This is a genomic window from Enterobacter sp. Acro-832 (assembly GCF_011752745.1).
Classification (GTDB): Bacteria; Pseudomonadota; Gammaproteobacteria; order Enterobacterales; family Enterobacteriaceae; genus Enterobacter; species Enterobacter quasiroggenkampii.
Window position 1 is genome coordinate 60,567 of sequence record NZ_VWWX01000004.1, and the last position, 25,554, is coordinate 86,120.

A 25,554-nucleotide genomic window follows, 5' to 3' on the forward strand; every position below is an offset into this window, starting at 1 on the left:
TCACAGGCTTGTCAAGTGTTACGTTTAGATAATTGCCATACGGAAAAGCATCTGCTATTTATAGCGACCTGATTTTTCCCCCAACACGGGGATCGATAGTGCGTGTTAAGGAGAAGCAACATGCAAGAAGGGCAAAACCGTAAAACATCGTCCCTGAGTATTCTCGCCATCGCTGGGGTGGAGCCGTATCAAGAGAAACCGGGCGAAGAGTATATGAACGAAGCCCAGCTGTCGCACTTCAAGCGTATTCTTGAAGCATGGCGTAATCAACTCAGGGATGAAGTCGATCGCACCGTTACTCATATGCAGGATGAAGCTGCTAACTTCCCGGACCCGGTAGACCGTGCCGCTCAGGAAGAAGAGTTCAGCCTCGAACTGCGTAACCGTGACCGCGAACGCAAACTGATCAAAAAGATCGAGAAAACGCTGAAAAAAGTCGAAGACGAAGATTTTGGCTACTGCGAATCCTGCGGTGTTGAAATTGGCATTCGTCGCCTGGAAGCGCGTCCAACCGCCGATCTGTGCATCGACTGCAAAACGCTGGCCGAAATCCGCGAAAAACAGATGGCCGGTTAACACCAGCGCTGTTTACACACTCCAAAGGCGGGAGTCTCTCCCGCCTTGTTACTGTTGATATGTCTGAATCACACTATATTGGGCGCTTCGCGCCATCTCCTTCCGGTGAATTACACTTCGGCTCATTAATTGCCGCGCTCGGCAGCTACCTGCAGGCTCGCGCCCGACAGGGAAAATGGCTCGTCCGTATTGAAGATATTGACCCTCCGCGTGAAGTTCCCGGTGCAGCAGAGACCATTCTGCGTCAGCTGGAACATTACGGTCTTCACTGGGATGACGAGGTTCTCTGGCAGTCAAAGCGTCATGAGGCCTATCGGGAACGTCTGGCCTGGCTTCGCGCTCAGGGGCTTTCCTATAACTGCACCTGCACCCGCGCACGCATCCAGAGCGCAGGCGGCGTTTATGACGGCCACTGCCGCACGCTGAACAACGGTCCTGAAAATGCCGCCGTGCGCATCAGACAGCACTCCCCGGTGATGCACTTTAACGATTTACTCTCCGGTGAAATTCATGCCGATGAACGTCTGGCGCGTGAGGATTTTATTATTCACCGTCGCGATGGCCTGTTCGCCTACAACCTGGCCGTGGTGGTGGACGATCATTTTCAGGGCGTGACGGAAATAGTGCGCGGGGCTGATCTGGTCGAGCCGACCGTGCGACAAATCTCGCTCTATCATCAGTTTGGCTGGACGGCGCCGGATTACATTCATCTGCCGCTGGCGGTTAATGCGCAGGGCTTAAAATTGTCAAAGCAGAACCACGCCCCGGCCCTGCCAGACGGCGATCCGCGTCCTGTTTTGATCGACGCGCTGCGATTTCTCAACCAGAATGTAACCAACGAATGGCAGGATCTGCGTATTGACGAACTGCTGAAAATGGCCATTGCTAACTGGACGCTCGCGGCAGTGCCAAAAATCCAGCATTCTCAAATGCGTTGCGCTGAGCTATGATTAGCCGCTTTTTTCATAACAAAACACACTACGAGGTGTACCATTTTTACCCGAGTCGCTAATTTTTGCCGTAAAGTGCTAAGCCGCGAAGAGAGCATGGCGAACGATGCTATTGCACAGCCACACATGTCGGTTATTCCGCGTGAGCAGCACACTATTTCCCGCAAAGATATCAGTGAAAATGCCCTCAAGGTGCTCTATCGTCTGAATAAAGCGGGCTACGAGGCCTATCTCGTGGGCGGTGGAGTGCGTGATTTACTGCTGGGCAAAAAACCCAAAGATTTCGACGTGACGACCAGCGCCACGCCTGAGCAGGTGCGCAAATTATTCCGTAACTGCCGCCTCGTTGGCCGCCGTTTCCGTCTGGCTCACGTAATGTTTGGGCCGGAAATCATCGAAGTGGCGACCTTCCGCGGCCACCACGAAGCGGGCGCGTCCGATCGCACGACATCGCAGCGCGGCCAGAACGGTATGCTGCTGCGCGATAATATCTTCGGTTCTATCGAAGAAGATGCTCAGCGTCGCGACTTCACCATCAACAGCCTTTATTACAGCGTCGCGGATTTCACCGTGCGCGATTACGTCGGCGGTATGCAGGACCTGAAAGAAGGTCTGATCCGCCTGATTGGCACGCCGGAAACGCGCTACCGTGAAGATCCCGTGCGTATGCTGCGCGCCGTGCGTTTCGCCGCCAAGCTGAATATGCGCATCAGCCCGGAAACGGCAGAGCCAATCCCGCGTCTGGCGACGCTGATTAACGACGTGCCGCCTGCTCGCCTGTTTGAAGAGGCGCTGAAGCTGCTGCAGGCCGGCCACGGTTTTGAAACCTACAAACTTCTGCGCGAATACAACCTGTTCCAGCCGCTGTTCCCGACCATTACCCGCTACTTTACCGAAAACGGTGACAGCCCAATGGAGCGGATGATTGCGCAGGTGCTGAAAAATACCGATACCCGCATTCGCAACGACATGCGCGTGAACCCGGCGTTCCTCTTTGCCGCGATGTTCTGGTATCCGCTGCTGGAAACGGCACAGCGTATTACCCAGGAGAGCGGGCTCGCCTATTACGATGCGTTCGCGCTGGCCGCCAACGACGTGCTGGACGAAGGCTGCCGCACGCTCGCCATTCCGAAACGGATTACCACCCTGGTGCGCGACATCTGGCAGCTTCAGCTGCGCATGTCCCGTCGTCAGGGCAAACGCGCCTGGAAGCTGATGGAGCATCCTAAATTCCGCGCGGCCTTCGATCTCCTGTCGCTGCGCGCGGAAATTGAACGCAACCAGGAGCTGCAGCGTCTGGCGCAGTGGTGGGCTGAATTCCAGGTCTCCGCCCCGCCAGAGCAGAAAGATATGCTGACCGGGCTGGATGAAGAGCCGGAACCGCGTCGCCGTCATCGTCGCCCGCGCAAACGCGCGCCGCGTCGTGAAGGAACAGCATGACCCTCGCGTATATCGCCATCGGCAGCAATTTAGCCTCTCCGCTGGAGCAGGTGAAGGCTGCCGTACAGGCGCTGGGCGACATCCCACAGAGTCGGATCGTGGCGGTCTCCTCGTTCTACCGCACACCGCCGCTGGGGCCGCAGGATCAGCCAGACTACCTCAACGCCGCCGTGGTCCTTGAGACTGAACTGGGTCCCGAAGCGCTGCTGGATAATACCCAGCGTATTGAGCTTCAGCAGGGCCGCGTGCGCAAAGCCGAACGCTGGGGCCCCCGCACGCTCGACCTCGACATTATGCTGTTTGGTCACGAGAAGATTAACACTGAACGTCTCACCGTTCCGCATTACGACATGAAAAATCGCGGGTTTATGCTCTGGCCACTGTATGAAGTTGCCCCTTCCCTTACCTTCCCTGACGGGCTCTCGCTAAAGGCCGTTCTCAACAGTCTCGGTGCGGAAAAACCCGCTCGCTGGTAAAGCCGTTTTTTTATTGGTTAACCATAAAATATTTGTGGTTAATCGATTGCCTAAAATCATTGTTCCCTCGAATGTTACTGTTAGAATGCGCAAAGATTCGCTTTTGGGCTATCAGGAAACAGTATGAAACCAACCACCATCTCCTTACTGCAGAAATGCAAACAGGAAAAAAAACGCTTCGCCACCATCACCGCGTATGACTACAGCTTCGCCAAACTGTTTGCCGAAGAGGGGATCAACGTCATGCTGGTCGGGGATTCGTTAGGGATGACGGTACAAGGACATGATTCCACCCTGCCGGTGACGGTTGAGGACATCGCTTACCATACCCGCGCCGTGCGCCGTGGCGCTCCAGCCTGTCTGCTGCTTTCCGATCTGCCGTTTATGGCCTATGCCACGCCGGAACAGGCATTCGAAAACGCGGCGGCAGTGATGCGTGCCGGTGCCAATATGGTCAAAATTGAAGGCGGCGCCTGGCTTGTTGATACGGTGAAGATGCTCACCGAGCGCGCCGTGCCGGTGTGCGGGCATTTAGGCCTGACGCCGCAGTCTGTGAATATCTTTGGCGGCTACAAGGTGCAGGGCCGCGGCGATGCCGCCCAGACGCTGCTGGATGATGCTCTGGCGCTGGAAGCCGCAGGTGCACAGCTGCTGGTGCTGGAGTGCGTGCCGGTTGAGCTGGCGAAACGCATCACCGACGCGCTGTCCATTCCGGTAATTGGTATTGGGGCAGGTAACGTGACCGACGGTCAGATTCTGGTGATGCACGACGCCTTCGGGATCACCGGCGGACACATCCCGAAATTTGCCAAAAATTTCCTCGCCGAAGCGGGCGACATGCGCGCTGCGGTCAGGCAGTATATTGCCGACGTTGAATCCGGTGTTTACCCGGGTGAAGAACACAGTTTCCATTAAGGAGTCTCGTTGTGCTAATCATTGAAACCCTGCCGCTGCTTCGCCAGCATATCCGCCGCGCGCGTCAGGAAGGTAAACGTATCGCACTGGTCCCGACCATGGGCAATCTGCATGACGGCCACATGAAGCTCGTCGACGAAGCCCGCGCGCGGGCAGATATCGTGGTGGTCAGTATCTTCGTGAACCCCATGCAGTTTGACCGCGCAGACGATCTGGCGCGCTACCCGCGCACCCTGCAGGAAGATTGCGAGAAACTCAAAAAACGCCACGCGGATATCGTCTTCTCACCTGCACCGGCAGATGTTTACCCGCAGGGTACCGAAGAGGCAACCTACGTTGACGTCCCGGGCATTTCCACCATGCTCGAAGGCGCGAGCCGCCCGGGCCATTTCCGCGGCGTTTCCACCATCGTCAGCAAGCTGTTCAACCTGGTACAGCCGGACGTTGCCTGCTTTGGCGAGAAAGACTTCCAGCAGCTGGCGCTGATCCGCAAGATGGTTGCGGATATGGGTTACGATATCGAGATTGTCGGCGTACCGATCGTACGCGCAAAAGACGGCCTGGCACTCAGCTCGCGTAATGGCTACCTGACCGCCGAACAGCGTAAAATCGCGCCGGGTCTCAGCAAGGTCATGAACACCATGGCTGAGCAGATGCTGGCAAAAGAGTTAACAGCAGAAGAGATTATCGCCCTTGCCGAGCAGGCGCTTAACGATAAGGGGCTTCGTGCTGACGACGTACAAATTCGTGATGCTGATACGCTGCTGGAATTAACCCAGAACAGCAAGCGCGCAGTCATCCTGGTGGCGGCCTGGCTAGGTCAGGCGCGTCTGATCGACAATAAAGTGGTTGAGCTGGCGTAGTTCCTTTCACCCCTGATAATTATAGGTAAACGTAATGATTCGCAAAATGCTGCAAGGTAAGCTTCACCGTGTGAAAGTCACGCAGGCCGACCTGCACTATGAAGGCTCCTGCGCCATTGACCAGGATTTCCTTGATGCAGCAGGTATCCTCGAAAACGAAGCGATTGATATCTGGAACGTGAACAACGGTAAACGCTTCTCTACCTACGCGATTGCCGCCGAGCGCGGTTCTAAAATCATCTCCGTAAACGGCGCTGCGGCGCACTGCGCGGACGTGGGTGATATCGTGATCATCGCCAGCTTCGTGATGATGTCTGACGAAGAAGCGCGTCGCTGGCAGCCTAAAGTCGCCTACTTCGAAGGCGAGAATGAAATGAAGCGCACCGCAAAGGCGATTCCGGTTCAGGTTGCCTGATGTTTATCCCTGCGGCTGATTGCTGATCAGCCGCGACATCGTCTCCAGCGAATCCGTTCTTAAGATATACAGGCGCTTCAGCAAGAACGGATTATCCCCCGGTTTGACCTTCCCTCGTACCGTCGTCACCGCCAGATGGAACCCGGCGTCATTCGCAGCTTTAATCGCCTTATCGTCATAACCGCCGAACGGATACGAGAGGTAGAGCACGTGAGGGTTAAACTGCGCCAGGTCGCGGCGCGAGCGCTTAAAATCAAACAAAATATTGTGATAGCTGCGGCTCAGTAAAATGGGCTGATGGTTGTCGTCGACGCGGTGCAGGAAGTGCGTGTGGGACTGATAGTCGAACACGTCATGCATCTGCTCCAGCTCCGACACGCTCATAAACTGCAGGAATTTTGGCGCCCATTTTTGCGGGTGGCGCTTGATGCGCGACGAGATGATGAACGCCGTCGCCTTAAAGCCATACGCTTTGAGGATCGGGTAAGCATAGCGATTAACGGACTTCAGGCCATCGTCGAAGGTAATCACCACCGATTTCGCCGGCAGGTTCATCTTGTTGCGCACATACCCTTCCAACTGATACAGGGTCAGGGTGGTATAGCCCTGATCGCGCAGCCAGGTCATCTGGTTGTTGAACGCACGCACGCTGGTGGTCGTGGAGGTATGGCGAAAACGGGTGTTCTCTTCGTCGCGCAAAATATGGTGGTAGGTAATGACCGGAATGCCGTTATCTTCCTGCGCGTCCAGGCTGCTGATCCAGGCCAGGCGGTTGCCGATGCGGATCTGGAACCAGGTCTGATTGAGACGATCTTTGAGCTTGTTCAGGATCGGATAGCGAAGATTGGCGCTTAAGGTGCCGAAGGGTGCGCTACCGTTGTTCGGGGCGTTATAAACGGGCGTGTCTTTCCACGTTATCAGGTTTTGATTGCTCAGCGGTTTATTCAAATCCCCCAGGCCATCCTCGACGCGCTGTTTGCCCTGTACCGGCTCCAGGTGCCCCTTGTCGATAAAGCCCGTGCCAAATCCGAAGCGAAATTCATAGTAGTCCGCCGCCGCAGGCACCACCGCGAGGATCTGCCCTGCCCGCACGTTGCCAACGTTAATGACGCTGTTGCCGACCTGCGCCCAAATCGCCGCATCTTCGGTGGTTTGCATATATTGAGCAGGCAGTCTTTGCTGACTTAATAAACTGGCAGAAGAAGTGCCGGAGACGAACATCAATAGCAGGAAAACAATACGCGTGAACATGAGGGTCTTATTCGAAGCGGAAATACTTATGCCATTGTAGCAAAAGCGACATCAATACCAATGTTTAATTCTTATACAGGTCATGAAGCAGGACAAAGGGGGGATTTTTTTGCTGCTGATGCCACAAGCTGCTGACGCCCGGTGTACCCTGCGCGACGATAGCGTTACGGAACGCCGCGCTGGTTAATGTTTCGCGCTGGGGATACATCATTTCAAGCAATGGAAGGCTAATACCGGAGATCACCTCGCAGCCGTCGTGCTTATGGCTCATCAGGGCCGCAGCACGGTACGGCGCCGCGCCGGATTTATCAGTAAGAAAAATGACGCCCTCTCCAGTGTCAGTTTCATGCAGGGCATCGCACATCATCCGGCCAAGCATGTTGGTGCTCAAGCCGCGCCAGTAGTTAACCGCGCGACACTGTGGCAGTGGACCAAACCTGGCTTCCAGCTTCAGCAGCATGTCCTGCGCCCGTTCATCGTGGCAGGTGATAACCCATCCCAGCATAACTCTCTCCTTAGCAGGCAAGTAGTTTAGCGGAGTGAAGGTTAGCTTACGGTGATAACTGTCAAAGAAAATGCCCGGCAAACAGAATGTCGCCGGGCTGAGGGCTAGCTGCGCAGACCGCGTCCGCGCTGGATCAGGTACCAGCACAGCAGGTAGAAGACGATGATGAACACCGCCAGCACCGCCACCGTGGTAAACAGCGGCACATCGGTGATGCCGAGGAAGCCGAAGCGGAAGCCGCTGATCATATAGACGATCGGGTTCAGGTGCGACAGCGCCTGCCAGAACGGCGGCAGCAGCGTCAGGGAGTAGAACACCCCGCCAAGATAGGTCAGCGGCGTCAGCACGAAGGTCGGGATCAGGCTGATATCGTCAAACGTTTTGGCAAACACGGCGTTCAGCAAACCGGCCAGCGAGAAGAGGATTGCCGTCAGGAGCAGCGTCAGCGCGACGAACAGCCAGGAGTGCACCTGGAACGGGACAAAGAACAGCGAAATCGCCGTGACCAAGATCCCGACGCACAGCCCGCGCGCCACGCCGCCGCCGACGTAACCGGCAATAATGACGTGCGTCGGTACCGGCGCGACCAGCAGCTCTTCAATATTGCGCTGGAACTTGGCGCTAAAGAACGATGACGCCACGTTGGCATAGGCGTTGGTGATCACCGCCATCATAATCAGGCCCGGCACGATAAACTGCATATAGGTAAAGCCGTGCATCTCACCAATCCGGGAACCAATCAGGTTACCGAAGATGATGAAATAGAGCGTCATCGTGATGACCGGCGGCACCAGGGTTTGCACCCAGATGCGCATAAAGCGGTTAATCTCTTTCGCCCAGATGCTTTTCAGCGCGACCCAGTAAAGATGCGTCATGCCTTGTCTCCTTGTTTATCCTGCACCAGAGAGACAAACAGCTCTTCCAGTCGGTTCGCTTTGTTACGCATACTTAAGACCTGAATACCCTGCGCGCTCAGCTGTGAAAACACGCTGTTGATGCCCTGCTCGCGCAGCACTTCCACTTCCAGCGTCGAGGTATCGACGAGGCGGTATTGATAACCTTCGAGCTTCGGCAGCGGGCTCTTTGCCGCCAGATCGAGAATAAAGGTTTCTGACTTCAACTTGGAGAGCAAGTTCTTCATCGAGGTGTTTTCCACCAGCTCGCCGTGCTGAATGATGCCGATGTTGCGGCACAGCATTTCTGCCTCTTCCAGATAGTGGGTGGTCAGAATAATGGTGGTGCCTTTGTCGTTGAGGTCTTTCAGGAAGCCCCACATGGAGCGGCGCAGTTCAATATCGACACCCGCCGTCGGCTCATCAAGAATCAGCAGTTTTGGCTCGTGCATCAGCGCGCGGGCAATCATCAGGCGGCGCTTCATCCCGCCGGATAACATCCGGGCGCGTTCGTTACGCTTTTCCCACAGGTCGAGCTGCTTGAGGTATTTTTCGCTCCGCTCCAGGGCCTCTTTACGCTCAACGCCGTAATAACCCGCCTGGTTAACGACGATCTGCTGCACCGTCTCAAACGGATTGAAGTTGAACTCCTGCGGCACCAGACCCAGCTGACGCTTGGCGTTCACCACATCTTTTTGCAGGTCATAACCAAAGACGCTCACCCGGCCGGACGTTTTATTGACCAGCGAACTGATAATCCCAATGGTGGTCGATTTCCCCGCGCCGTTCGGCCCCAGAAGCGCGTAAAAATCACCGGCCTCTACTTTTAGATCTATTCCGCGCAGCGCCTGAACGCCGCCCGGATAGGTTTTTTTAAGCTGCTCAAGCTCCAGTGCAATTGCCATGAAATTAACTTACCTTCAGTTCTGACACACGTTGTGTGGTTTCATTAAAAGTCGGGTTACCCTATAGTAGCGCAACGCAATTACTCGGTTACAGGTCGCTAACCTCCATGAACAACATAGATACACTCATCAGCAACAATGCACTATGGTCAAAAATGCTGGTGGAGGAAGACCCCGGATTTTTTGGAAAACTCGCGCAGGCGCAAAACCCACGCTTTCTCTGGATTGGATGCTCCGACAGTCGCGTACCGGCGGAGCGCCTGACCGGCCTTGAGCCCGGCGAACTGTTTGTTCACCGCAACGTTGCCAACCTGGTGATTCACACCGATCTCAACTGTCTTTCTGTTGTTCAGTATGCCGTTGACGTTCTGCAAGTCGAGCACATCATCATTTGCGGCCACTACGGCTGCGGCGGCGTGCAGGCGGCGGTTGAAAACACGGAGCTGGGGCTCATTGATAACTGGCTGCTGCACATCCGCGATATCTGGTTCAAACATAGCTCACTGCTGGGCGAAATGCCGCAGGAGCGTCGCATGGATACCCTGTGTGAACTCAACGTGATGGAGCAGGTGTATAACCTGGGCCACTCAACGATCATGCAATCGGCGTGGAAACGCGGGCAGAAGGTCTCGATCCACGGCTGGGCGTACGGTATTCACGACGGTCTGCTGCGCAACCTGGAGGTGACCGCCACCAACCGGGAAACGCTGGAGCAGCGTTACCGTTCGGGAATTGCCAACCTACAGCTTAAACACGTAAACCATAAATAAAGCCGGGTAGCGGCTGCGCCTTACCCGGCCTACATGTGCCCATTCGTAGGCCCGGTAAGCGCAGCGCCACCGGGCAACAAACCGCAATTATTCGTCCAGCAATACCACTTTCCCAACATACGGCAGATGGCGATAACGCTGTGCGTAGTCAATGCCGTAACCGACGACGAACTCGTCCGGAATAGAGAAACCGACAAACTCTACCGGCACCTGCACTTCACGGCGGTCAGGTTTATCCAGCAGGGTGCAAATCGCCAGCGATTTTGGCTCACGCAGGCTCAGGATCTCGCGCACTTTTGACAGCGTGTTGCCGGAGTCGATGATGTCCTCAACGATCAACACATCTTTACCACGAATATCTTCATCCAGATCTTTCAGGATTTTCACATCACGGGTGGTGGACATGCCGCTGCCGTAGCTGGAGGCGGTCATAAAATCGACCTCATGGGGCACATGCACCTCACGGCACAGGTCGGCCATGAACATGAAAGAGCCGCGCAACAGACCGACCAGCACCATTTCGCTGCCGCTGTCCTTGTAATGTTCGGTGATTTGACGACCCAGTTCGGCGATACGCGCTTTGATCTCGGCTTCCGGGATCATCACTTCAACAGTATGTTTCATATTACTAACCAAATGATTTTAATGAAAATCTCTCAATACGGATGAGTTAATATCCAGCACTGATACGCAAGCCAGCCATTATATCAGCAAATGGATAACCCTGGCGTATGAGTTATAAAAAGCAAATATTGTGATTCCGATCACACTTGTTAATACCTATAATTAGTTGCTAGCAAATTATTAACAAAAACTGACGAGTACACTTTCTATGGCTGAAACAAACTCTAAACAGCCGCGTCTACTGGTGACATTAACAGCGCTATTCGCCGCCTTCTGCGGCCTGTACCTGTTAATCGGTGGCGTCTGGCTGGTCGCGATCGGCGGCTCCTGGTACTACCCGATTGCGGGCCTGGTTATGCTTGGCGTAACCGTCCTGCTCTGGCGTAGAAAACAATCTGCACTGTGGCTGTATGCCGCACTCCTTCTTGCCACCATGATCTGGGGCGTCTGGGAAGTCGGCTTTGACTTCTGGGCGCTGACGCCGCGCAGTGACATCCTGGTCTTCTTCGGTATCTGGCTGATCCTGCCGTTCGTCTGGCGTCGCCTGATCGTGCCGTCCAGCGGTGCCGTTGCGGCGCTGGTGGTGGCGCTGCTGATCAGCGGCGGTATCCTCACTTGGGCTGGCTTTAACGACCCGCAGGAGATCAACGGTACGCTGAACGCAGAATCCACGCCTGCAGCAGCGATCTCACAGGTTGCTGACGGCGACTGGCCTGCCTATGGTCGTAACCAGGAAGGCCAGCGTTACTCTCCGCTGAAGCAGATCAACGCGGACAACGTTAAGAACCTGAAAGAAGCCTGGGTATTCCGTACCGGCGACCTGAAGATGCCGAACGATCCGGGTGAACTGACCAATGAAGTGACGCCAATTAAAGTCGGCGATATGCTTTATCTGTGTACGGCGCACCAGCGTCTGTTCGCGCTCGACGCGGCCACCGGTAAAGAGAAATGGCACTTCGATCCGCAGCTGAACTCCAACCCGTCCTTCCAGCACGTGACCTGTCGTGGCGTCTCTTATCACGAAGCGCGCGCCGATAACGCGAGCCCGGAAGTGGTTGCCGACTGTCCGCGCCGCATCATGCTGCCGGTCAACGATGGTCGTCTGTTCGCCATCAATGCCGAAACGGGCAAGCTGTGTGAAACCTTTGCCAACAAAGGTATCCTGAATCTGCAGACCAATATGCCGGACACCACGCCGGGTCTGTACGAGCCAACCTCGCCGCCCATCATCACCGATAAAACCATCGTGATTGCCGGTTCGGTAACGGATAACTTCTCCACGCGTGAAACCTCCGGCGTTATCCGCGGTTTCGACGTGAATACCGGTAAACTGCTGTGGGCCTTCGACCCGGGCGCGAAAGATCCGAATGCGATCCCGTCGGACGAGCACACCTTTACCTTTAACTCGCCAAACTCCTGGGCACCTGCAGCGTATGACGCGAAGCTGGACCTGGTCTACCTGCCGATGGGTGTTACTACGCCAGATATCTGGGGCGGTAACCGCACGCCGGAGCAGGAACGTTATGCCAGCGCTATCGTGGCATTGAACGCGACCACCGGTAAGCTGGCCTGGAGCTATCAGACCGTACACCACGATCTGTGGGATATGGATATGCCGTCCCAGCCGACGCTGGCGGACATTACCGTTAACGGCAAAACCGTTCCGGTGATTTACGCCCCGGCGAAAACCGGCAACATCTTCGTACTGGATCGCAGCAACGGCAAGCTGGTTGTGCCGGCACCGGAAAAACCGGTTCCGCAGGGTGCGGCGAAAGGTGATTACGTCAGCAAAACCCAGCCGTTCTCCGATCTGAGCTTCCGTCCGAAGAAAGACCTGAGCGGGGCAGACATGTGGGGTGCCACAATGTTTGACCAGCTGGTGTGCCGCGTGATGTTCCATCAGCTGCGCTATGAAGGCATCTTCACGCCGCCTTCTGAGCAGGGCACGCTGGTCTTCCCGGGTAACCTGGGGATGTTCGAGTGGGGCGGGATCTCCGTTGACCCTAACCGTCAGGTCGCTATTGCTAACCCAATGGCGCTACCGTTCGTTTCCCGTCTGATCCCACGCGGTCCGGGCAACCCAATGGAGCAGCCGAAAGACGCGAAAGGCAGCGGTACCGAAGCCGGTATTCAGCCGCAGTATGGCGTACCGTTCGGCGTAACGCTGAACCCGTTCCTGTCGCCGTTTGGTCTGCCATGTAAACAGCCTGCCTGGGGTTACATCTCCGGTCTGGATCTGAAAACTAACCAGATCGTGTGGAAAAAACGTATTGGTACCCCGCAGGACAGCATGCCGTTCCCGATGCCGGTTCCTGTGCCGTTTAATATGGGTATGCCAATGCTGGGTGGCCCAATCTCCACCGCCGGTAACGTGCTGTTCATCGCGGCAACCGCAGATAACTACCTGCGCGCGTACAACATGACCAACGGTGAGAAACTGTGGCAAGGCCGTCTGCCAGCGGGTGGACAAGCTACGCCGATGACCTATGAAGTGAATGGCAAGCAGTACGTTGTTATCTCTGCGGGCGGTCACGGTTCGTTTGGCACGAAGATGGGCGACTATATTGTCGCGTATGCACTGCCTGACGAAAACAAGTAACTGAAAAGCCCGGTGGCGCTTACGCTTACCGGGCCGTCGGGTACGCTATGTAGGCCGGGTAAGGCGAAGCCGCCACCCGGCTTTTTTTATACGGTAAAGCCCAGCATCATCCCCGTATCTTCATGCTCCAGCAGATGGCAGTGCGCCATATAGGCAAACTCCTTCGGCGCATCGTGGTCAAACTTCACCAGCACCTCGCTGACGCCGCCTTCCACCTTCACCGTATCCTTCCAGCCCGCGCGATGCGCGTCCGGCGCGTTGCCGTTCTCAGAAAGAATGCGGAACTGCGTGCCGTGAATATGGAACGGATGCAGCATCATGTCCCCTTCACCTGAAATCACCCAGCGCTCAAACTGCCCTTTTGTCGCTGCAAACATCGGCGTATTCATGTCGAACGCTTTACCGTTGATCATATTGGCGTTATGGAAATCAAAGCCATGGTCGCCGTGATTCATGTTACCCATGCCGCCCATTTTGCCGTGGTCCATATTCATGTGGCCCATCATCTGCCCGTGATGCATCCCCGCCATCGCCTTATCACCATATTTCGCCATCAGCGCCTGCATGCCCATCATATCGAGCATCGGGTTCATGGAGAGCTGCAGTTTGCGTTGCGTAAGCCCATCAAGCGACGGAAGGGCTGGTAGAGTGGTTAACGTATCAGGCAGCGTGCCGGAAGCGGTCACCTGTAACGGCTGAATACGCAGCACCGGATGCGGCTTGTCAAACGGTGCGACCGCCATCCCCATCTGACTAACCGGCAGGGTCACGAGGTCAAACGCCTTGCCGTCGCTGATATCCACCAGCACCTCAAAACGCTCTCCCATCAGCATCGGCAGTTCGTTGACCTTCACCGGCTCAGGCAGCAGCCCGCCGTCGCTGGCGACCACGTACAGCGGACGCTTATCGCTGGTGGCGAAGTTGAGTGAACGCGCGTTACAGCCGTTAAGCAGACGCAGTCGCAGCCAACCTTTCGGCGCAGCGTGCTGAGGATAAATGGCGCCGTTGGTCAACAGCGTGTCGCCAAACCAGCCGACCGCCGCGCTCATCACGTCCAGCTGGTAGTCAATTTGCCCGTCAGCGGTGAATTTCTTGTCCTGCACAATCACCGGCACATCGTCGATGCCCCATTGTTTCGGCAGGCGCAGCAGGCGACTCTCGTCGTCTTCAATCAGCACCAGTCCCGCCAGCCCCATCGCCACCTGATGGCCCGTTTTGCCATGCTGATGCGGATGGAACCAGCAGGTTGCCGCGCGCTGGTCGGGCGTAAAGGTGACGCTGCGCGAGCTGCCCGCTTTGATGATGCCCTGCGGCCCGCCGTCTACCTCGCCCGGCACTTCCAGTCCGTGCCAGTGCACCGTCGTCTCTTCAGCAAGCGTATTGTGGATATCCACCGTCACCGCCTTCCCTTTGCGCAGCTGCAGCGCAGGGCCGAGCAGATTGCCGTTATAGCCCCAGGTTGTCGCGTTGTGCGCACCGAACAGCGTGCTGCCGGACTGAACAACAAGCTTGATACGGCTACGGGCATCCGCGGTCAGCAAATCAGGGATGGGTAAGGCAGGCCTGTCAGCCGCAAAAACCGCGCGGCTCCAGAGAGGCAATGCGCTGGCAGCACCCAGCGCCACGGAATATTTTAAAAAATCACGACGTTGCATGTTCATTTCCTTATTTCCAGCAGGCGATCTTTTGAGCATAAACCCTCCCCTTACCGGAAGGTCAAGTAAAGCGGCAATAATAAAGATCGTCGCACTGGCACCAAGTATGCTAACGTTAATTTTCCTTGAAGAAGTGGTAGAAGCAATGAAGACGTTTTTCAGGACAATTTTGTTCGGTAGCCTGATGGCAATGTGTGCGAACAGCTATGCGCTAAGTGAAAATGAAGCGGAAGATATGGCCGATTTAACGGCGGTTTTTGTATTCCTGAAAAATGATTGTGGCTACCAGAATTTACCCAACGGGCAAATTCGCCGCGCGCTGGTCTTTTTTGCCCAGCAGAACCAGTGGGATCTCAGCAACTACGACAGCTTCGACATGAAGGCGCTCGGCGAAGACAGCTACCGTGACCTAAGCGGTATTGGCATTCCCACTTCTAAAAAATGCAAAGCGCTGGCTCGCGACTCACTCAGCCTGCTCGCCTACGTCAAATAACCTTCCCGACGCCCCCTGTTGAACCTATAGCCGTGCAACCACGGTTATAGTTAGCTATCATGTTTCGCTCATTTTTTGTGAGCGTAACGGATGTTAACAAAGGAGGAGTCCGCGTATGGCCGACCACACGTTGTGGCATGAAACACTGCATGACCAGTTTGGTCAGTACTTTGCCGTTGATAACGTGCTCTATCATGAGAAAACCGATCACCAGGATCTGATCATCTTCGAGAATGCTGCCTTTGGCCGCGTCATGGCGCTGGACGGCGTCGTGCAAACGACCGAGCGAGATGAGTTTATCTATCATGAGATGATGACCCACGTCCCGCTGCTGGCGCACGGCCACGCGAAGCATGTCCTGATTATCGGCGGTGGCGACGGCGCAATGCTGCGTGAAGTTTCCCGCCATCGTTCCATTGAAACCATCACCATGGTGGAAATCGATGCGGGCGTCGTCTCTTTCTGCCGCCAGTATCTGCCCAACCACAATGCCGGCAGCTATGACGATCCGCGCTTTAGCCTGGTGATTGACGACGGCGTTAACTTCGTTAACCAGACCTCGCAGACCTTTGACGTGATCATCTCCGACTGCACCGATCCTATCGGTCCTGGCGCGTCGCTGTTTACCTCCTCGTTCTACGAAGGCTGCAAGCGCTGTCTGAACCCGGGCGGGATCTTCGTCGCCCAAAATGGCGTCTGCTTCCTGCAGCAGGATGAAGCGCTGGATAGCCACCGTAAGCTGAGCACCTATTTCGATGATGTCAGCTTCTATCAGGCGGCAATTCCAACCTACTACGGCGGGATCATGACCTTTGCCTGGGCGACGGATAACGACGTCTTACGTCATCTCTCCACCGAAATTATTCAGGCCCGCTTCCATCAGGCCGGTCTTCAGTGCCGATACTACAATCCGGCTATTCATACCGCAGCGTTTGCTCTGCCGCAGTACCTGCAAGACGCATTATCCACTAAGGGGGTGAGCTAATTGAAAAAGCTTAAACTGCATGGCTTTAACAACCTGACCAAAAGCCTGAGTTTTTGTATTTACGATATCTGCTATGCCAAAACAGCGGAAGAACGCGATGGTTACATCGCCTATATCGACGAACTCTACAACGCCAACCGTCTGACCGAGATCCTGTCAGAAACCTGTTCAATAATCGGCGCCAACATCCTGAATATCGCCCGACAGGATTATGAACCTCAGGGTGCCAGCGTGACCATCCTGGTCAGCGAAGAGCCGGTCGACCCGAAGCTTATCGACAAAACGGAACATCCGGGCCCGCTGCCGGAAGTGGTGGTTGCCCACCTGGATAAGAGCCATATCTGCGTCCATACCTACCCGGAGAGTCACCCGGAAGGTGGGCTGTGTACGTTCCGCGCCGATATTGAAGTGTCGACCTGCGGCGTGATCTCCCCGCTCAACGCGCTGAACTATCTCATCCACCAGCTGGAATCGGATATCGTCACGATTGATTACCGCGTGCGCGGCTTTACCCGTGACGTCAACGGCATGAAGCACTTCATCGACCACGAGATCAACTCTATTCAGAACTTTATGTCCGAGGACATGAAATCACTGTATGACATGATGGACGTGAACGTGTATCAGGAAAACATCTTCCATACCAAGATGTTACTTAAGGAATTCGACCTTAAGCACTATATGTTCCACACGAAGCCGGAAGATTTGAGCGAAGAAGAGCGTAAGGCGATTACTGACCTGCTCTGGAAAGAGATGCGCGAGATTTACTACGGCCGTAATATTCCGGCCGTGTAAGTGTTGCCCGGAGCAGGGACGCTTCGGGAAGTTACCGCTGTTTCATGAACTCGCGGTAGGCATTCACCACCTGAAGGAAGTCTTCTACGCCGCACAGCGACAGGCTTTCTTCGTCATAGTAGCTCAACCCCTCTTCCATCTCGTCGCCTGAAAACTCGAGCTGGTTGGCACGCACCATGACCTCTTCACCATCCATCCACAGCGTGTATTCGTGCCCGGCGCGTTGCCAGGAGCGTTCACTGCCTTTCACCGTATTTGCCGCCTGTTCAACCTCATCAAGAAGGGCGAGATTTTCTTTCACCTCTTCGTTAAACCAGTGTCCAACGGCTTCGTGGCCCATCGACATACGCACTTTCACCACTCCGGTGATGTCGCGCAGAAATTCGTAATCCATAGTGTTTTCCTCTGCAAAGCCATTAGGGTAATTATCGCAGCAGAGAGGAAGAAAAAAAGCGTGAGAGGTGGGAGGAATGAAAATAAAAAGGTGAGAGCAAGGCCCTGCGGCCTGATGCCCTCACCCCGTCCCTCTCCCACGGGAGAGGGTGCAAACACTAAAAACCGTCTCGTTGAGACGGTTTTGCTGTTTATACCGCCGTCTGGAAGATAACCCCGTCAGCCTTCTCGGTATACTGAGAGAGCTGGTCGAAGTTCAGGTAGCGATAGGTATCCACCGCGGTCTTATCCACCTGAGCCACAAAGGTCTGGTACTCTTCCGGCGTTGGCAGTTTGCCAATCAGCGCCGCAACCGCCGCCAGCTCCGCAGAGGCCAGGAAGACGTTCGCACCGGTACCTAAACGGTTCGGGAAGTTACGGGTCGAGGTGGAAACCACCGTCGCGCCGTCGGCGACGCGCGCCTGGTTGCCCATACACAGGGAACAGCCAGGAATTTCAATACGCGCCCCGCTCTTACCAAACACGCTGTAGTAGCCCTCTTCGGTCAGCTGAGCCGCGTCCATACGGGTTGGCGGCGCCACCCACAGACGGGTTGGCAGCTGGCCTTTGTGGGTATCCAGCAGCTTGCCGGCCGCACGGAAGTGGCCGATGTTGGTCATGCAGGATCCGATGAACACTTCGTCGATCTTCTCGCCCTGAACTTCGGACAGCGGACGCGCGTCGTCCGGATCGTTCGGTGCACACAGGATTGGCTCTTTGATATCCGCCAGATCGATGTCGATCACCGCCGCGTACTCTGCGTCAGCATCGGCTTCCAGCAGTTGCGGATCGGCCAGCCATTTCTCCATGCCCTGGATACGACGCTCCAGCGTACGACGGTCGCCGTAGCCTTCTGCAATCATCCACTTCAGCAGCACGATGTTAGAGTTCAGATACTCGATAATCGGCTCTTTGTTCAGCTTGATGGTACAGCCCGCAGCTGAACGCTCAGCGGAGGCATCGGTCAGCTCGAACGCCTGCTCAACCTTCAGATCCGGCAGACCTTCGATTTCCAGGATACGGCCAGAGAAGATGTTTTTCTTCCCTTTCTTCTCAACGGTCAGCAGACCCTGTTTAATCGCATACAGCGGGATCGCGTGAACCAGGTCGCGCAGGGTGATACCCGGCTGCATTTTACCTTTGAAGCGCACCAGCACCGATTCCGGCATATCCAGCGGCATCACGCCCGTCGCCGCAGCAAACGCCACCAGACCGGAACCCGCCGGGAAGGAGATACCGATTGGGAAACGGGTATGGGAGTCACCGCCGGTACCCACGGTATCCGGCAGCAGCATGCGGTTCAGCCAGGAGTGAATTACGCCGTCGCCCGGACGCAGGGAAACACCGCCGCGGTTCATGATGAAGTCTGGCAGCGTGTGGTGCGTGGTTACGTCAACCGGCTTCGGATACGCCGCAGTGTGGCAGAAGGACTGCATCACCAGATCGGAAGAGAAGCCCAGGCACGCCAGGTCTTTCAGTTCGTCACGGGTCATTGGGCCAGTGGTGTCCTGAGAGCCTACGGAGGTCATCTTCGGCTCGCAGTATGCGCCAGGACGAACACCGGCGACGCCGCAGGCGCGACCGACCATTTTCTGTGCCAGAGAGTAACCGCGATTGCTCTCCGCAACGTCTTTCGCGTGACGGAATACATCACTGTGCGGCAGACCCAGCGCTTCACGCGCTTTGGTGGTCAGGCCACGACCGATGATCAGCGGAATACGGCCACCGGCACGCACTTCGTCGATCAGCACGTCGGTTTTCAGCTCAAAGCTCGCCAGCAGTTCGTTGGTTTCGTGGTTACGCACTTCACCTTTGTACGGGTAAACGTCAATCACGTCGCCCATGTTCAGGTTGGAGACGTCCACTTCGATCGGCAGGGCGCCCGCATCTTCCATGGTGTTGAAGAAGATCGGTGCAATTTTACCACCGAGGCACAGGCCGCCGCCGCGTTTGTTTGGCACATGCGGGATGTCGTCACCCATGAACCACAGCACGGAGTTGGTCGCGGATTTACGGGAAGAACCGGTACCCACAACGTCACCCACGTAGGCCAGCGGGAACCCTTTTTTCTGCAGGGCTTCGATCTGTTTGATCGGGCCAACGCTGCCTGGCTGATCCGGCTCAATGCCTTCACGGGCGTTTTTCAGCATCGCCAGGGCGTGCAGAGGGATATCCGGGCGAGACCACGCGTCCGGTGCCGGAGAGAGGTCATCGGTGTTGGTTTCACCGGTCACTTTGAAGACGGTGACGGTGATTTTTTCAGCAAGTGCTGGACGATTCAGGAACCATTCGGCATCAGCCCAAGACTGCATCACCTGCTTCGCATAGACGTTGCCTGCTTTGGCTTTTTCTTCCACATCGTAGAAGTTATCGAACATCAGCAGCGTAGACGAGAGCGCTTTAGCAGCAATCGGTGCCAGCTTGTCGTTATCCAGCGCGTCAATCAGCGGATGAATGTTGTAACCACCCTGCATGGTGCCGAGCAGTTCAATGGCTTTTTCAGGAGTAACCAGTGGGGAGGTGGCTTCGCCTTTGGCGATAGCAGCAAGGAATCCGGCTTTTACGTAGGCAGCTTCATCTACGCCAGGCGGTACGCGGTTGATCAGCAGATCTAACAGGAATTCTTCTTCGCCCTTAGGCGGGTTCTTCAGCAGCTCGACGAGCGCGGCCATTTGGGTTGCATCTAAAGGTTTGGGTACAATTCCCTCGGCGGCACGTTCTGCTACGTGCTTACGGTATTCTTCTAGCACGACGGTTCTCCTCGCTCTCATTGTCATATGCGGCGGGCGTTCTCTTCACGCTCCTGTGAGACAGCAGTTTGTAGGGTAAATGCCCGATACCGCGTCGGGCAGCATAGCAGGATTTCTGCACAGTGTTAATCCGTTTACAAAAAAGCAACATTAAAAAATTTGCTGAATCGTTAAGCATGGTGTAGCGGGGATTTAGGCCATCATTTTGCGGTTTCTTCCGCACCGTGACGCTTCAGTTTTTCCTTCATCAGATATAATTGTGTAATAAATACTCACACTCTTTATCCGGACGTACCGGACGCTTCCCAATAAAAGTCAAAACAGTAAAAGACGGGTGAATAATACTCACGCCAACCGTAACGCCTCACGGCACAGCGCTTGTCTCGTTGGAGTCATTTTATGAAGTTGCCCTTTAAGCCACATCTGCTCGTCCTTCTGTGCAGTGCCGGGCTGCTTGCCGCCTCAGGCATCATGTTTGTCAAAAGCCGCGCAACGGAACCCGTTGCGCCCGCCCCCGTCGCTCAACAACCGGCGGCCCCCGCTGCACCGGCAGCAGCAACGCCCGCCCCTGTCGTCGCGCCAACCTATACTGCCGCGCAAATCGATCAGTGGGTTGCCCCTATCGCGCTCTACCCGGACGCCCTGCTGTCACAGATCTTGATGGCCTCGACTTATCCGGCCAACGTGATTCAGGCGGCGCAGTGGTCAAAAGACAACCCTAAAATGGAAGGGGACGCCGCCATTCAGGCTGTTGCCAGCCAGCCATGGGATCCGAGCGTCAAATCGCTGGTCGCGTTTCCTCAGCTCATGTCGCTGATGGGTGAAAACCCACCGTGGGTACAAAATTTGGGCGATGCGTTTCTCGCGCAGCCGAAAGACGTGATGGATTCCGTTCAGCGCCTGCGCGCGCTGGCACAGAAGACAGGCGCGTTACAATCCACGCCTCAGCAGACGGTCACCACCGTGACTAAACCGGCTCCGGCTAAAACCAGCACCACCGAGGCAACGACGACAACCACAACCACGTCTGCGCCCGCGCCAACGGTGATCAAAATTGAATCTGCCGATCCGCAGGTTGTGTACGTCCCCACCTATAACCCCAATACGGTTTACGGGACCTGGCCCAACACTGCCTATCCGCCCACCTATCTCCCGCCTACACCCGGGGAGCAGTTTGGCAACAGCTTCGTCAACGGCTTAGGCTTCAGCCTGGGTGTCGCCACAACCTATGCCATTTTCAGCAACATCGACTGGGATGACGACGATGACTGGGATCACCATCATGACGGTGACTGGGATAATCACGGCGGCTATAACCGCAACGGTGATAACAACATCAATATTAACGTTGAGAACTTCAATAAAATCAGCGGACAGCGTCTGACGGACGCCAACCGTACCTGGCAGCATAACCCGGCCTATCGGGAAGGTGTGCCCTATCCGACTAACCAGCTCAACACCCGTTTCCACTCCACCAGCACGACTACCGGGCTAAGCTCAACGCAGCAAAAACCGGTTAACCGGGACAGCCAGCGTCAGGCGGCCCTGAGCCAGATGGAGAAATCCACGGGTAAAACCTTCCCGCAAACGGCACGTCCCGGCACGAAAGACGTGCAGCGTCAGGCCTCAAGTGAACAGGTGAAGCAGATTTCCCAGCGCAATAACTACCGTGGCTACGACACCAAACCGCAGACGGCGAAGCGAACCACCACACAGCAGCGAGAAAATCGCCAGACCACAGCGCAGAGACAAGATAAACGGGTTTCGCAGCCCGCGCAGCAACGCACTCTGCTGCAGCGGAACAGCCAGCCCCGGGCCAATGCGCTGAGCGGCAACGACAGCCGCTCCGCCAACTGGCAGGCGCAGCAGCAGCGTGGTGCGCAAAGCAGGCAGCTTGCGGCTCGCCAGCAGCAGCCGCGTCAGGCGTCTGGTGGACGCGCTGAACGCCGTGAAATTCGACATCGCTAAGGGAACCGACATGAAAAGTAAACTACTCAGTGGAATGGTGTTGTTCATGCTTTCGGCCTCGGCGATGGCGCAGCAGTCTTTCAGCACGCCCGATCAGGCGACCGATGCGCTGGCCAACGCCATTGGTGAGCATAATGAGCGCGCGATGAGCAACCTGCTTGGAGAGAACTGGCGCGATTTTCTGCCCCCTGAAGGCGTTGATCCGGATGCCGTCGATCGTTTCCTGCGCGACTGGAAAGTCCGTCACAACACCGTTGTCGAAGGGGATACGGCGCATCTTGTTGTCGGCGATAACAGCTGGCAGCTTCCCATCCCGGTGATCAAAACCGCAACTGGTTGGCAATTCGATATCAAAGAAGGGGCGGAAGAGATCCTGACCCGCGAAATCGGGCGTAACGAACTTGCCGCCATTGAAGCCTTACATGCCTATGTTGATGCGCAGCAAAGCTACTTTGCGATGAACCAGAAATACGCGCAGAAGATTGTCAGCTCGAAGGGCAAAAAAGACGGTTTGTACTGGCCTGCCTCTCCCGGCGAAGCGCCCAGTCCGCTCGGACCAGCATTTAGCCCAAAAGAGCCGGGTACCGGCTATCACGGCTATCGCTTCCGGATCCTGCCGGATAAAAACGGTTTCGCGATGGTGGCCTGGCCGGTCAGCTACGGCCAGACGGGCGTGATGAGCTTTGTGATAAATCAGGACGACAAGGTGTACCAGTCCGATCTCGGCAGCGAGTCGGAGCAAAAGGCCCGGGCGCTGGCCTCATACGCGCCTGATAAAACCTGGCAGCCCGTCGAACCCTGAATACCCGCTCTGCCTGTAGGCCGGGTAAGGCGAAGCCGCCCCCCGGCTTTTTACTTACAGAATATTGGCGACAGATTTCGCCAGCTGAGCTTCCAGAACCGGTTTGGCTTCTTCAAACTTCAGGTTTACTTTGTTAGCGTTCGACACCACGCGGGTTTGATACTTCGCACGGTCGCCCTGCTCGGAGCTGGTTTGCAGCTTCACGCCAGACGTTCCCTGACGCAGCGCCGCGATGTTGTCCGTGGTGACCTTCGCCTTGCTGCGCTCGGAGATCTGCAGGTCGGTCACCATGGTATAGTTTACGTCTTCCACCATCGCATCTGCCGCCATGCCGATCAGCCCCGCAGCCAGCCCCACGCCCAGCGCTGCGCCGGAGGAGTTGCTGTTGTAGGCCGTGATACCGGCACCCAGCGCGGCACCCACAGCGGCGCCTTCATAGCCGGTTTTCAGGTAGCCCTGAGATTCACGCAGGTCCATTTTGTCTGCTTTCAGAACGTTAGCCTGCACCCAATAGTATGCGCTGTCAGGAGAGCTGGTGACCTTGTATCCCTTGGCACTCAGATCGTTTGCCAGCAGCGTCTGCAGGTTGCTCATGTCTTTATCAGAAGTGTTTTTAACCTGAATGTAGACCGTTTTTTCGCTGGATGGCTCAAGCCAGATGGTTTCACTCATCTGCGTTTTTACTTCCAGGTTGCGTTTTTTCACCGCCGTCGTCATCGCACCGCACCCGGTCAGCGTCATCACTGCCGCTAATAAGCCAATCCCCATCACTTTCTTCAAAGACATGTTATTTCCTTTTTGTGTGTAATCAAAAGTCCAGAATCGTTAACCGTGCGGCCAGTAGCTACACAATGGTGCAAAAGGTATCGGCAGACAGATGAAAATTTTTAGAGGAAATAACAATAAGTTACCTACCATAATGGGTAGTTTTCAGGCAAAAAAAACGCCTCCAGAGGAGGCGTTAGCAATCAGGGAAGAAACTTATTTCTTCTTCGCTTTCGCGTTTGGCAGGTCAGTGATGCTGCCTTCAAACACTTCTGCCGCCAGGCCCACGGACTCGTGCAGAGTCGGGTGTGCGTGGATGGTCAGCGCGATGTCTTCAGCGTCACAACCCATTTCGATAGCCAGACCGATTTCACCCAGCAGCTCGCCGCCGTTGGTACCGACAATCGCACCACCGATTACTCGGTGAGTCTCTTTGTCGAAGATCAGTTTGGTCATACCGTCTGCGCAGTCGGATGCGATAGCACGGCCAGAAGCAGCCCACGGGAAGGTGGCGGTTTCGTAGCTGATGCCTTTCTCTTTCGCTTCTTTCTCAGTCAGACCAACCCATGCCACTTCTGGCTCGGTGTACGCGATAGATGGGATCACTTTCGGATCGAAGTAGTGCTTCATGCCGGCGATAACTTCAGCGGCAACGTGGCCTTCGTGAACACCTTTGTGCGCCAGCATTGGCTGACCGACGATATCGCCGATAGCAAAGATGTGCGGCACGTTGGTGCGCAGCTGTTTGTCAACGCGGATGAAGCCACGGTCGTCTACTTCCACGCCAGCTTTGCCCGCGTCGAGATTTTTACCGTTCGGTACACGACCGATAGCCACCAGCACGGCGTCGTAACGCTGTGGTTCGGATGGGGCTTTTTTGCCTTCCATGGAAACGTAAATACCGTCTTCTTTCGCTTCAACGGCAGTCACTTTGGTTTCCAGCATCAGGTTGAATTTCTTGCTGATGCGCTTGGTGAAGACTTTAACGATGTCTTTGTCGGCAGCCGGGATCACCTGATCGAACATTTCAACCACGTCGATCTCTGAACCCAGCGCATGGTACACGGTACCCATTTCCAGACCGATGATACCGCCGCCCATAACCAGCAGACGCTTAGGAACGGTTTTCAGCTCCAGCGCATCGGTGGAATCCCACACGCGTGGATCTTCATGTGGAATGAAAGGCAGTTCGATTGGGCGAGAGCCTGCCGCGATGATCGCGTTATCGAAGTTGATCACGGTTTTGCCGTTTTCGCCTTCCACTTCCAGGGTGTTCGCACCGGTGAATTTACCCAGACCGTTTACCACTTTCACTTTACGGCCTTTGGCCATACCCGCCAGACCGCCGGTCAGCTGAGTGATAACTTTCTCTTTCCAGGTACGAATTTTGTCGATGTCGGTTTTCGGCTCGCCGAAGACGATACCGTGTTCAGCCAGCGCTTTGGCTTCTTCGATCACTTTCGCTACGTGCAGCAGCGCTTTAGAAGGGATACAGCCGACGTTCAGACAAACACCGCCGAGGGTGCTGTAACGTTCTACGATGACGGTTTCCAGACCTAAATCCGCTGCGCGAAATGCTGCGGAGTAACCTGCCGGGCCTGCCCCAAGTACTACGACCTGAGTTTTGATTTCTGTGCTCATCATGACCTCTTAGTTTATACCCGTCGTCCACCGGGTCGTTCTATCCGCCCGCAGTTTACAAAATTGTTAACAATTTTGAAACAACA

24 protein-coding genes are annotated in these 25,554 nt (G+C 55.6%); 14 read left to right on the forward strand and 10 right to left on the reverse strand.

The genetic code is table 11. The features are described from left to right. Nucleotides 1-120 precede the first annotated feature (120 nt). The 7 genes from dksA (at nucleotide 121) to panD (ending at nucleotide 5,635) form a co-directional block, all read left to right on the forward strand. Nucleotides 121-576: an RNA polymerase-binding protein DksA gene (gene dksA / locus F3J31_RS15120; RefSeq protein WP_001155232.1), complete on the forward strand. Its 456-nt coding sequence runs from the start codon at nucleotides 121-123 to the stop codon at nucleotides 574-576. Nucleotides 577-635: 59 nt separating this feature from the next. Beyond that, nucleotides 636-1,526 (forward strand): tRNA glutamyl-Q(34) synthetase GluQRS, encoded by an 891-nt coding sequence (gluQRS, locus tag F3J31_RS15125; protein ID WP_069720178.1) that lies wholly within the window; start codon nucleotides 636-638, stop codon nucleotides 1,524-1,526. 42 nt (nucleotides 1,527-1,568) lie between these two features. Next, nucleotides 1,569-2,966, forward strand: a complete 1,398-nt coding sequence (pcnB, locus tag F3J31_RS15130) for a polynucleotide adenylyltransferase PcnB (protein WP_080347332.1) — start codon at nucleotides 1,569-1,571, stop codon at nucleotides 2,964-2,966. Continuing rightward, nucleotides 2,963-3,442 carry a 2-amino-4-hydroxy-6-hydroxymethyldihydropteridine diphosphokinase gene (gene folK / locus F3J31_RS15135; RefSeq protein WP_167213958.1) on the forward strand — a complete coding sequence of 160 codons (480 nt, stop codon included), beginning with the start codon at nucleotides 2,963-2,965 and terminating at the stop codon, nucleotides 3,440-3,442. The genes pcnB and folK overlap by 4 nt, the downstream gene beginning before the upstream one ends. 123 nt (nucleotides 3,443-3,565) lie before the next feature. Beyond that, nucleotides 3,566-4,357, forward strand: a complete 792-nt coding sequence (panB, locus tag F3J31_RS15140) for a 3-methyl-2-oxobutanoate hydroxymethyltransferase (protein WP_008501941.1) — start codon at nucleotides 3,566-3,568, stop codon at nucleotides 4,355-4,357. Between the two features lie 11 nt (nucleotides 4,358-4,368). Beyond that, nucleotides 4,369-5,220, forward strand: coding sequence for a pantoate--beta-alanine ligase (gene panC, locus F3J31_RS15145; protein WP_008501942.1), 852 nt, complete (start codon nucleotides 4,369-4,371; stop codon nucleotides 5,218-5,220). 34 nt (nucleotides 5,221-5,254) lie between these two features. Then, entirely contained in the window at nucleotides 5,255-5,635 is a 381-nt protein-coding gene (panD, locus tag F3J31_RS15150; protein WP_006173750.1) for an aspartate 1-decarboxylase, read from the forward strand. Nucleotides 5,636-5,638: 3 nt separating this feature from the next. On the opposite strand, the gene F3J31_RS15155 is transcribed toward panD, so the two are convergent. The 4 genes from F3J31_RS15155 to F3J31_RS15170 all read right to left on the reverse strand — a co-directional run bounded on the left by F3J31_RS15155 (nucleotide 5,639) and on the right by F3J31_RS15170 (nucleotide 9,189). Further along, entirely contained in the window at nucleotides 5,639-6,886 is a 1,248-nt protein-coding gene (locus F3J31_RS15155) for a polysaccharide deacetylase family protein (protein ID WP_048225666.1), read from the reverse strand. Nucleotides 6,887-6,950: 64 nt separating this feature from the next. Next, entirely contained in the window at nucleotides 6,951-7,391 is a 441-nt protein-coding gene (locus F3J31_RS15160) for a PTS sugar transporter subunit IIA (protein ID WP_045907814.1), read from the reverse strand. Nucleotides 7,392-7,495: 104 nt separating this feature from the next. Continuing rightward, nucleotides 7,496-8,266: an ABC transporter permease gene (locus F3J31_RS15165; RefSeq protein ID WP_032675960.1), complete on the reverse strand. Its 771-nt coding sequence runs from the start codon at nucleotides 8,264-8,266 to the stop codon at nucleotides 7,496-7,498. Next, nucleotides 8,263-9,189: an ABC transporter ATP-binding protein gene (locus tag F3J31_RS15170; RefSeq protein WP_008501946.1), complete on the reverse strand. Its 927-nt coding sequence runs from the start codon at nucleotides 9,187-9,189 to the stop codon at nucleotides 8,263-8,265. Before F3J31_RS15170 ends, F3J31_RS15165 begins: the two co-directional genes overlap by 4 nt. A gap of 107 nt (nucleotides 9,190-9,296) precedes the next feature. Between F3J31_RS15170 and can the strand changes: the two genes are divergently transcribed. Next, nucleotides 9,297-9,959: a carbonate dehydratase gene (gene can, locus F3J31_RS15175; protein ID WP_008501947.1), complete on the forward strand. Its 663-nt coding sequence runs from the start codon at nucleotides 9,297-9,299 to the stop codon at nucleotides 9,957-9,959. A gap of 87 nt (nucleotides 9,960-10,046) precedes the next feature. Here the strand turns inward: can and hpt are convergent, their stop codons facing one another. Next, nucleotides 10,047-10,583 (reverse strand): hypoxanthine phosphoribosyltransferase, encoded by a 537-nt coding sequence (gene hpt / locus F3J31_RS15180; protein ID WP_008501948.1) that lies wholly within the window; start codon nucleotides 10,581-10,583, stop codon nucleotides 10,047-10,049. Nucleotides 10,584-10,791: 208 nt separating this feature from the next. On the opposite strand from hpt, the gene F3J31_RS15185 reads away from it, so the two are divergent. Beyond that, the gene (locus tag F3J31_RS15185; protein ID WP_048225662.1) at nucleotides 10,792-13,182 is read left to right on the forward strand and encodes a pyrroloquinoline quinone-dependent dehydrogenase; all 2,391 of its coding nucleotides are present in this window, start codon (nucleotides 10,792-10,794) and stop codon (nucleotides 13,180-13,182) included. Between the two features lie 86 nt (nucleotides 13,183-13,268). Here F3J31_RS15185 and cueO read toward each other — a convergent pair whose 3' ends face one another. Next, nucleotides 13,269-14,837, reverse strand: a complete 1,569-nt coding sequence (gene cueO, locus F3J31_RS15190) for a multicopper oxidase CueO (protein WP_167213961.1) — start codon at nucleotides 14,835-14,837, stop codon at nucleotides 13,269-13,271. A gap of 145 nt (nucleotides 14,838-14,982) precedes the next feature. Here cueO and F3J31_RS15195 point away from each other — a divergent pair, with 145 nt between their 5' ends. From F3J31_RS15195 to speD, 3 genes are all read left to right on the forward strand, one after another. Beyond that, complete coding sequence (locus F3J31_RS15195; RefSeq protein ID WP_045327862.1) at nucleotides 14,983-15,330, forward strand: YacC family pilotin-like protein; 348 nt, start codon at nucleotides 14,983-14,985, stop codon at nucleotides 15,328-15,330. A gap of 115 nt (nucleotides 15,331-15,445) precedes the next feature. Further along, on the forward strand, nucleotides 15,446-16,315 hold the full coding sequence (gene speE, locus F3J31_RS15200) for a polyamine aminopropyltransferase (protein ID WP_023310424.1): 870 nt from the start codon (nucleotides 15,446-15,448) through the stop codon (nucleotides 16,313-16,315). Further along, nucleotides 16,316-17,110, forward strand: coding sequence for an adenosylmethionine decarboxylase (speD, locus tag F3J31_RS15205; RefSeq protein ID WP_008501953.1), 795 nt, complete (start codon nucleotides 16,316-16,318; stop codon nucleotides 17,108-17,110). A 31-nt stretch (nucleotides 17,111-17,141) separates the two neighbouring features. Here speD and yacL read toward each other — a convergent pair whose 3' ends face one another. Continuing rightward, the gene (gene yacL, locus F3J31_RS15210; protein WP_167213964.1) at nucleotides 17,142-17,504 is read right to left on the reverse strand and encodes a protein YacL; all 363 of its coding nucleotides are present in this window, start codon (nucleotides 17,502-17,504) and stop codon (nucleotides 17,142-17,144) included. Nucleotides 17,505-17,694: 190 nt separating this feature from the next. Further along, nucleotides 17,695-20,292 (reverse strand): bifunctional aconitate hydratase 2/2-methylisocitrate dehydratase, encoded by a 2,598-nt coding sequence (gene acnB / locus F3J31_RS15215; protein ID WP_032645211.1) that lies wholly within the window; start codon nucleotides 20,290-20,292, stop codon nucleotides 17,695-17,697. Between the two features lie 399 nt (nucleotides 20,293-20,691). On the opposite strand from acnB, the gene F3J31_RS15220 reads away from it, so the two are divergent. Both F3J31_RS15220 and F3J31_RS15225 read left to right on the forward strand, forming a co-directional pair. Continuing rightward, nucleotides 20,692-22,260 carry a DUF3300 domain-containing protein gene (locus F3J31_RS15220; protein WP_167213967.1) on the forward strand — a complete coding sequence of 523 codons (1,569 nt, stop codon included), beginning with the start codon at nucleotides 20,692-20,694 and terminating at the stop codon, nucleotides 22,258-22,260. A gap of 10 nt (nucleotides 22,261-22,270) precedes the next feature. Next, complete coding sequence (locus F3J31_RS15225; RefSeq protein ID WP_063620806.1) at nucleotides 22,271-23,062, forward strand: DUF2950 family protein; 792 nt, start codon at nucleotides 22,271-22,273, stop codon at nucleotides 23,060-23,062. A 54-nt stretch (nucleotides 23,063-23,116) separates the two neighbouring features. On the opposite strand, the gene traT is transcribed toward F3J31_RS15225, so the two are convergent. Together traT and lpdA are read right to left on the reverse strand one after the other, a co-directional pair. Further along, on the reverse strand, nucleotides 23,117-23,848 hold the full coding sequence (gene traT / locus F3J31_RS15230; RefSeq protein ID WP_048225655.1) for a conjugal transfer complement resistance protein TraT: 732 nt from the start codon (nucleotides 23,846-23,848) through the stop codon (nucleotides 23,117-23,119). Nucleotides 23,849-24,043: 195 nt separating this feature from the next. Then, a complete protein-coding gene (gene lpdA, locus F3J31_RS15235) occupies nucleotides 24,044-25,468 on the reverse strand; it encodes a dihydrolipoyl dehydrogenase (protein WP_003856313.1) in 1,425 nt (474 codons plus the stop codon). Nucleotides 25,469-25,554 lie beyond the last annotated feature (86 nt).